Origin of the sequence: Colwellia sp. (assembly GCF_013215345.1) — a bacterium.
Lineage (GTDB): Bacteria > Pseudomonadota > Gammaproteobacteria > Enterobacterales > Alteromonadaceae > Colwellia.
Window position 1 is genome coordinate 1 of the sequence record NZ_JABSOV010000157.1, and the last position, 7,472, is coordinate 7,472.

Below are 7,472 nucleotides of genomic sequence, written 5' to 3' on the forward strand. Positions count from 1 at the left end.
TAACTGGTCAGAAATACCTAAGATAAACTATTGATGCAGTCATATTGATAAAATAATGTAGAGGTAAGTATGTGTGGTCGATTTAGTGTAAACAGAGCCATTTCACCTATCGTGAGTGAGTTATTTAATACCCACTTCAATGCAGTAACCAATACTAACTTAAGTCCCAGCCAATCAGTTGCCACGTTAGTAAATAGCAACTCAACCTACCATCAAGTAAATGCGCTATGGGGAATAAAACCCTCATGGTCAAAGAAGCTTATTATTAACGCCCAAGCTGAAACCGTTGCTAGCAAGCCTACATTCAGACAAGCCTTTCAGCATCAACGATGTTTAATTCCATGTAACGGTTGGTTTGAATGGCGAACAGAGGAGGGTAAAAAAGTTAAGTACCTATTTGAGCACACTGACAAAGTACCTTTGTATATGGCAGGTATATTGTTTCAGCATGAATTTACTGAATTAGTCACCTTAACGACAAAGCCTAATATTAAGTGTGGTCAGTACCATAAACGAATGCCTGTACTTATTACTAACGAAGATAAAGACTTTTGGTTTAAATCTTCGTATCAAGAAGTCGAACCATTACTTCAGCATGTCAACGATGAAATGATTCATGTTGAATCTACTGACTAAGTTGCGATTACAAAAGGTGTTTTATTAATACACCCAGCCAATCTTTAAAATTTGCTTTTAATAAGTGACTAGCAATATAAGCTGGCTGTCGACAGCGGACAGGAAAAGTTAGCAATAGGTTGCTCTTAAGGTCAACTGTTCGCTAAAACCAGGCGTTTTGGGCTGTGATATAAAGGCTAGCGTTGCATTCACCATTTGAACTCAAGCCACTTTGCAGACATTAGGTTGTTGGCACTTCAAGCTGATTGGGATTAGATTTTTATTGATAACGCCACGCTCAGCTGCAACAAAGGTTGGCAGCCATTTTTTGCCTGGAAGTTTTTATGGTCAGATTGCATCGTCTTGCTCTGCGGGGACATAATCCGCTTAATGACAGTTAATTACTTAAGTCATGACACCTGGACGGTAGGGTTTATTGTCTCGAATACCTTGTTGCGAGCGCTTCTGATTTGAAAGTTTAACCTTTTTAGCTATTAATCCTCGCTTATCTGCGTGGCATTCAAACTCAACAGTGACACCAACTTTTAAGAAAGCACAATTAACAAGGTCGGCTTTACGTACCATTATATCTGGGCCATTCCCGTTATCCAGAAATCCAGACTCTTTATCTCGGAACCATTTCTTGACTACAGTTTGCAATACAATACTCCTAATTTTACTTACTTACTTACTTACTAAATTTATTAATTGGTAGTATCGCCCCATGAAAAATGAGTTGATACACGATTCCTATAACTTACGTTCTCTACTATTTGGGTTGAAAACGTAAGTCTATCAACATCTGCTACCACTTGGATGCCGGTATACTTGCTCCTTTATGCGAGCACAGTAGACGACATAATTATATGGATGTATTTTGATCATCAGCTAATAGAGGATCTTCGGATGGGCTTTCTTCACTAGTCTTCTCTAATTTTTTCAGGCGTTTTTCCTCTTTCTTTTTCTTCTTCGCGAGTTCTTTTTGCCGCTTCTCATAGTTGTAATTGTTTTTCGCCATTTGAATTCTCTTGAATTAATTTAGGGGTGCATCTAATTGGTAAAATCTAGCTTTGCTAAGGGGCGTTTTAGGGCGAGCCCCCGCTTTTAATCTTCTTGCTTGAGCAACTTGTTAACTTTTCTTTAAATCTAGATTTCGTGTCAAAACTTCCGCTGATTTAATAATAAGTTTTGTACGAAGAAGCTCAGGATGTTTTTCTTCGTCAGTGTACCCAACTGGACTACCAGTTCCCGTATTAACAAACCAAGAGTTTTCAGGCGTACGCTTACCCAACAGTTTTTTTAGTTCCTTTGGTGTAACACCCAATGCTTTCGCAGCAGCATTGTATGTGCAGCGAGTCTTAACTCTGTTCAGGTAATCAACTACCAAGGTGATTTTTTCTTGCATTACAATATGATCCTTAGAAAGTACAGAGGCAAGAATACCTTTTTACTAACACATCATCAATAGGTTATAAATTTGTAATTTTTTAATTATCCTTTGTAATGCGAGATTTTTCCTTATTTGTGAAGGAAATACTGCTATTTAATTCCAACCACACTGTCTAATTAAACATTATAAAAGTACTCGGTTTGTTGATGTTTTTTAGTACCTTAAAGATGTCAGTAGTGGTATCAACGGCCGGAAAGTAACATTACTAAAACAGACTAGAAACTTGTTATCTTATGACGCTTTTCTGTGATGAAACTTATTCTGTTCAGCGTACATATAGGGCAACTCGATAGAGCCAAAAAAATAACATACTTGTAGTGCTCTCTCCGTATGAATACCACTTCTTAATAATGCTCACATGCACCTAGTTAAGTTGATTATTCTCTAAAAGGCACAAAAAACTTAAAAGGTACTAGAATAAGTGCAAAGAACAGATGAGGAGTTATATTTAAAACAGATAGCCGTGCCAATAAGGAACTTGTCCGGGAAGCAGTTAAAACTTCAAAATAAGATGGATCTTAGCCACCATGAAAGTAAGTAATTGAAGTTACTTACAACAAAATAATCCCCGCTAAATGTAGCGGGGTTTTTATGTATTATAGGGGGTTGTGCTTATTAATAGCTGTTGCCTTATCCTTAAACATCAAAGAATCATAGGTACAACCTCCCATATTGAAACTCAGTAAAAGTTAGAACTTATTCTAGTCATATTGATTAAATGACTGAAAGTTAGAAACTACTCGTGACTCATATTATGTGGGTGAAAAAAAATTCACAAAGGGGCCGAATGAAGCCAAGCAGCTTACTCTGATAAACCTTCAATGAACACTACCTACCAAAGAATGCCGAACTTACCTTAATAGTTTTAACATCAAGCATTACGTTTTATTAATGACTAATACGCTAACGTTCTATCGTTATTAGTGCTCTTTAATTGATGATCCCACTTCAAAATATTCCCATAAAACACTATACTGTGTTTATGTACAGTTACGTTGGTTTTTTATGAAAGTAATACCCGTTTATATTGAAGCAGGGATATCAGGTTTTGAATCACCCGCAGCAGAATACAGAGAACTTAATCTATCACTAGAAGAGTTACTCCTTCAGCACCCGAATGCGACTTTCTTCGGCCTAGCTAATGGAAGGTCAATGGAACGGATAGGGATTTTTAATGGGGATGTGCTTGTCGTTGATAGAGTGGAGCGTGTTAGTAATGGCTCTGTGATTGTGGCAAATTTTAATGGCTGCTTTGTTTGTAAAATCATTGATACGGATAATGCCTTATTGCTATCTGCATCTGACAGACACAAGCCCATTAAAATAACAGAAAGCGATGATTTTCAAATAGAAGGGGTGGTAAATGTATCCTTTAGACTGCATAAAAAACTACCCGTACTGCTGTCATGTTTGGTTTAGTTGACGCCGTTTCATTCTATGCGCGTGCGGAAAAGGTCTTTGACCCAAGCATTAGGCATAAACCCGTTGTCGTCTTAACGAATAACCAAGGCTGTATTTGCGCAGTGTGTCCTATTGCCAGGCAACTAGGTGTACCTAAGTTCATTCCTTACTTTAAGATAAAGTCTTTTTTAGTAAAACATAATGTTGTAGTTCGCTCTTCAAATTATGAGCTGTATGCAGACCTAAGCGAAAGAATGATGAACGTTATTGCCCGGTACTCTGATAACCATTATGTATATTCTATTGATGAATCGTTCTTACATTTCAAGAACTTTAGCTGTGTTGATAGCTGGCACAAATACGGCCATGTAATACGCAAGGCTGTCTGGCGAGAAACACGATTACCCGTTGGTGTAGGTTTCGGCGCAACCTTAACATTAGCCAAAGCCGCTAATCATGCCTCTAAAAAACTGTCAGGTTTTGATGGTGTTGCTGTAATAGATGATAAAGCCTCTCGTAAAGAAATCCTCTCTAGAATGTCACTCACCGATGTTTGGGGTATTGGCACTAAATTGGGTAAAAAGCTAAGTATATTAGGGCTTAAAAATGGCTGGGATTTAGCGAACCAATCGCCTAAAGCAATGCGAGGTCAGTTCGGTGTCGTCGTTGAGCGTACAGTGAATGAACTGAACGGCATGCAGTGCTTAAATTGGGATGAAATAGGGCAAGACAAACAAGAGATATTTTCTACACGTAGTTTTGGGCAACGAGTAACCGACGGTCATGCGCTTAAAGCGGCACTATCAAGTCACGCCAGTATTGTTGGGGCAAAAGTTAGAAGGCAAGGCTCTTTAATTAAACGACTAGTTATTTTTGCATCAAGCTCGCCACATGATGACAGTTACTATAAAAAATCTGTCATTTATGAGTTTCCTATTGCGACTGACAATACCTTAAAGCTCGTAGGTGCTATTTCTTATGTGTTTGATAGTATTTATAGGCAAGGTGTTAGTTTTTATCGCTGCGGAGTAGGTGGCATTGAACTAGATAATAGTCAATTTCAACAACAAGATATGTTTAGTCTTAGTGTGAATAACTCGCCTTTAATGAAATGCTATGACCAAATAAACCATCGCTATGGAAGAGGTGCTGTTGAAGTGGCAGTCGCTGAAAAAAATGAAAAGTGGGTAATGAGACGAAACTTCTTATCACCTCGCTCTACGAGTAACTGGTCAGAAATCCCTAAAATAAACTGTTGAGGTTAATATGTGTGGTCGATTTAGTGTAAACAAAGAAATTTCACTTATCGTCATGGCATCAGGTAATCCGTTTTGACAACTATTACCACAAAGCGGTCTAAATTATTAGAATAATTACCTCTACTTTTATGTCAGCTATCCTCAAGGATAGCTGACGTTAGCAGTATTTCCCTATCTCGCTAACGCCCCCAAAGCACCTTCTAAAATCAATGTTCGTTTTGTGAAAATTCAAAATTAAAGACCAAGCGCTATGGTTCTTATTTTTTTAAGTTGGCTAATAGCTTTTCACAGCTTGCTTTGAGTTGCTGTAATTCAGTCATTGGAAGTTGGCTTTTACAGAAAATCGCTTCTGGTACTGATTCAGCCTGACTTTTTAACTGTTGGCCTTGAGTGGTTAAAAATACCAATCTAACACGCTCATCTTCATCACTACGTTCGCGCGTTATAAAGCCTTTTGCTTCTAAACGTTTTAGTAAAGGGGTTAATGTACCTGAGTCGAGATGTAAGTCATGGCCGAGATCCTTCACGTTAATACCACTTTTCTCCCAAATTACCATCATGGTTAAATATTGAGGATAAGTCAGATCGAGTGCACTCAGTAGCGGACGATAAGAACGAATTAACGCATTTGAAGCGCTATAAAGTGAAAAGCACACTTGATTCTTTAATAATAACTGAGGCGTTTCTGCTTCACTTTGATTGCATGCTGTTGTTGTTGATAAGCTCATATTATACCTCTGACTAAAAAGATTGTGCACAATATACTTGTATTTTGCTTTTGAATCGAGCTATAATCACCGAAATTAAGTTGTGCGCAATTAGGTTTCGCGCAATTGAGTTTCGCGCAAGCTGATTGCGGAAGATTATAGTAAATACCTAACTAATTAAACATGTTCAAAAGGAAATCATTATGACAACGCTATATACAACAACAGCAACTGCTTCTGCAGGACGTAACGGACAAGTATGCACAGATGATAATATGCTCGACCTTGCACTAAGTTACCCAAAAGAGATGGGGGGAACGGGCGCAGCAACAAACCCTGAACAGTTATTTGCAGCGGGTTACGCTGCTTGTTTTTCAAATGCCATTTTACATGTAGCGGGAGGGCAAAAATTAAAATTAGCGACAGCACCTGTCTCTGCAGAAGTGGGTATTGGCCCTAATGAAGCGGGTGGTTTTGCATTAAGCGTTTCATTAGCGGTAACGTTAGAACTGGATGATGAGCAAGCAATCGCATTGGTTAAAACTGCACATCAAGTCTGCCCATACTCAAATGCCGTTAATGGTAATATTGATGTGAAACTGACCGTCAATGGCACTGCATTATAATTCGCTTTATTTAGATAGTCATTAGACAGTAACAAACAAGGATTGATAAAATGAACACTCTGTTATTAACGGTTGGACGTGTTTTACTCGCATTATATTTTCTGGTTCCCGGTATCATGAAATTTGTATCTTGGGATATGCATATACAGCTAATGGAAAAACACAATATGCCATTTGTCCCTGTGTTATTAGCATTGGCGGGTATTTTCCAAATAGTCGCTGCTTTGATGCTTATTGCAAATCGATTTACCGGAATCGTCGCATTGTTATTAGCTGGCTTGGTGTTAGTCATTAATATTTCGTTGCATGATTTTTGGAATTTTTCGGGTCTAGATGGTGCACATGAAATGCAAAATTTCATTAAGAACTTAGGCATTTTTGCGGGATTATTGGTACTTTCTGGTCATTCCCTGCCGGAATTTTTACAAAAAGAAAAGTAATGTTTTTAATTTTCATAAAGTTTATGAGCAATGTAGTTGCTTAATAGTTAACGATACCAAAAAAACGAATCTATATGATTCGTTTTTTATGGCTTCTTATAAATAATGATTGCGAGTAATGCGTCTATTTTACCTCGGTATTTAGCCCCCCGTTGACAGTGTTGTAGCTAAGTGATTTTAGCCACCAATTTAGGGTGAAATTATTCATGTTTTCTAAGGCACTAAGTGCCCAATAACGCCATAGAAATATGAATTTATGTCCGCTATATGATCTGAATTTTGACCTTAACATTAGGGAAGTCTTTATGTCTTCAATGCGCAAAGCCATCCTCTTGCGACGGCTTTTAGTACCTGATGAAAGTCAGCATTTGGTACTTTCTGGCCTTAACACCTCACTTTAAAAAATTAGTGAATTCCAAATGAAACAGCAATGTTGTTAAGGGCTTCTTGGTGCGCATTATAGTCCTTTCAGTCTGAATAAACCTATATTTGGATGTTCAGAACATGTGCCTATTGTATACTTCTAAGGCACTTTGTTGAGCTAATTTCTACCATTAATGCTGATGGTTAAACGTTTAAAAACGATATGTGGCGTAAATACCAGCAACACGATCAAAACTGTTATCAAGTTTATAACCATTTTCTTGTGCATCAAAACTTGAATAGCCAGTAAACACACCGATATCAGTATTTTTGCTGTAGGCGTAATTCAAACCAACGTTGACCTCATGCGCATCATTTTGGCTAAAATCTTTCAAATCACGGTAAGTATAACTAGCCGTTGCTGTAAGATCTTTTACTATATTGCCTTGTACGCCTACAGAATAACGGTATTCATCTTTATTTTTTAGCTTCTCTTCATCCCATTTTACAAAGCCTAAAGAGAAAATTATTGCGATATTTTCATTAAAAACATATTTACCATTTAAATCCGTACCATAACCAACTGAATACCCGTTTAATTTTGAATCTTG

10 protein-coding genes are annotated in these 7,472 nt (G+C 37.7%); 5 read left to right on the top strand and 5 right to left on the bottom strand.

What is annotated here, in order from left to right:
- Positions 1-69: 69 nt before the first annotated feature.
- Positions 70-636, top strand: a complete 567-nt coding sequence (locus tag HRT50_RS16760) for an SOS response-associated peptidase (RefSeq protein ID WP_291616593.1) — start codon at positions 70-72, stop codon at positions 634-636.
- A gap of 384 nt (positions 637-1,020) precedes the next feature.
- Here HRT50_RS16760 and HRT50_RS16765 read toward each other — a convergent pair whose 3' ends face one another.
- From HRT50_RS16765 to HRT50_RS16775, 3 genes are all read right to left on the bottom strand, one after another.
- Positions 1,021-1,275: a hypothetical protein gene (locus HRT50_RS16765; RefSeq protein ID WP_291616595.1), complete on the bottom strand. Its 255-nt coding sequence runs from the start codon at positions 1,273-1,275 to the stop codon at positions 1,021-1,023.
- Between the two features lie 202 nt (positions 1,276-1,477).
- A complete protein-coding gene (locus HRT50_RS16770) occupies positions 1,478-1,633 on the bottom strand; it encodes a hypothetical protein (protein WP_291616597.1) in 156 nt (51 codons plus the stop codon).
- A gap of 111 nt (positions 1,634-1,744) precedes the next feature.
- Entirely contained in the window at positions 1,745-2,020 is a 276-nt protein-coding gene (locus HRT50_RS16775; RefSeq protein ID WP_291616600.1) for a hypothetical protein, read from the bottom strand.
- 1,050 nt (positions 2,021-3,070) lie between these two features.
- Between HRT50_RS16775 and HRT50_RS16780 the strand changes: the two genes are divergently transcribed.
- Both HRT50_RS16780 and HRT50_RS16785 read left to right on the top strand, forming a co-directional pair.
- Positions 3,071-3,484 carry a LexA family transcriptional regulator gene (locus HRT50_RS16780; protein ID WP_291616602.1) on the top strand — a complete coding sequence of 138 codons (414 nt, stop codon included), beginning with the start codon at positions 3,071-3,073 and terminating at the stop codon, positions 3,482-3,484.
- Entirely contained in the window at positions 3,472-4,725 is a 1,254-nt protein-coding gene (locus tag HRT50_RS16785; RefSeq protein ID WP_291616603.1) for a Y-family DNA polymerase, read from the top strand. The genes HRT50_RS16780 and HRT50_RS16785 overlap by 13 nt, the downstream gene beginning before the upstream one ends.
- A 257-nt stretch (positions 4,726-4,982) precedes the next feature.
- On the opposite strand, the gene HRT50_RS16790 is transcribed toward HRT50_RS16785, so the two are convergent.
- Positions 4,983-5,453: a MarR family winged helix-turn-helix transcriptional regulator gene (locus HRT50_RS16790; RefSeq protein ID WP_291616605.1), complete on the bottom strand. Its 471-nt coding sequence runs from the start codon at positions 5,451-5,453 to the stop codon at positions 4,983-4,985.
- A 182-nt stretch (positions 5,454-5,635) separates the two neighbouring features.
- Here HRT50_RS16790 and HRT50_RS16795 point away from each other — a divergent pair, with 182 nt between their 5' ends.
- Positions 5,636-6,058 (top strand): organic hydroperoxide resistance protein, encoded by a 423-nt coding sequence (locus HRT50_RS16795; RefSeq protein WP_291616607.1) that lies wholly within the window; start codon positions 5,636-5,638, stop codon positions 6,056-6,058.
- A gap of 50 nt (positions 6,059-6,108) precedes the next feature.
- A complete protein-coding gene (locus HRT50_RS16800; protein WP_291616609.1) occupies positions 6,109-6,498 on the top strand; it encodes a DoxX family protein in 390 nt (129 codons plus the stop codon).
- Positions 6,499-7,073: 575 nt separating this feature from the next.
- Here the strand turns inward: HRT50_RS16800 and HRT50_RS16805 are convergent.
- The coding region (locus HRT50_RS16805) for a hypothetical protein (RefSeq protein ID WP_291616612.1) at positions 7,074-7,472 on the bottom strand (399 nt) is incomplete at its 5' end.

Bases quoted from the DNA above. Each gene is read 5' to 3' on its own strand.
- HRT50_RS16760 (WP_291616593.1), top strand. From the start codon at position 70: ATGTGTGGTCGATTTAGTGTAAACAGAGCCATTTCACCTATCGTGAGT.
- HRT50_RS16770 (WP_291616597.1), bottom strand. From the start codon at position 1,633: ATGGCGAAAAACAATTACAACTATGAGAAGCGGCAAAAAGAACTCGCG.
- HRT50_RS16775 (WP_291616600.1), bottom strand. From the start codon at position 2,020: ATGCAAGAAAAAATCACCTTGGTAGTTGATTACCTGAACAGAGTTAAG.
- HRT50_RS16780 (WP_291616602.1), top strand. From the start codon at position 3,071: ATGAAAGTAATACCCGTTTATATTGAAGCAGGGATATCAGGTTTTGAA.
- HRT50_RS16785 (WP_291616603.1), top strand. From the start codon at position 3,472: ATGTTTGGTTTAGTTGACGCCGTTTCATTCTATGCGCGTGCGGAAAAG.
- HRT50_RS16790 (WP_291616605.1), bottom strand. From the start codon at position 5,453: ATGAGCTTATCAACAACAACAGCATGCAATCAAAGTGAAGCAGAAACG.
- HRT50_RS16795 (WP_291616607.1), top strand. From the start codon at position 5,636: ATGACAACGCTATATACAACAACAGCAACTGCTTCTGCAGGACGTAAC.
- HRT50_RS16800 (WP_291616609.1), top strand. From the start codon at position 6,109: ATGAACACTCTGTTATTAACGGTTGGACGTGTTTTACTCGCATTATAT.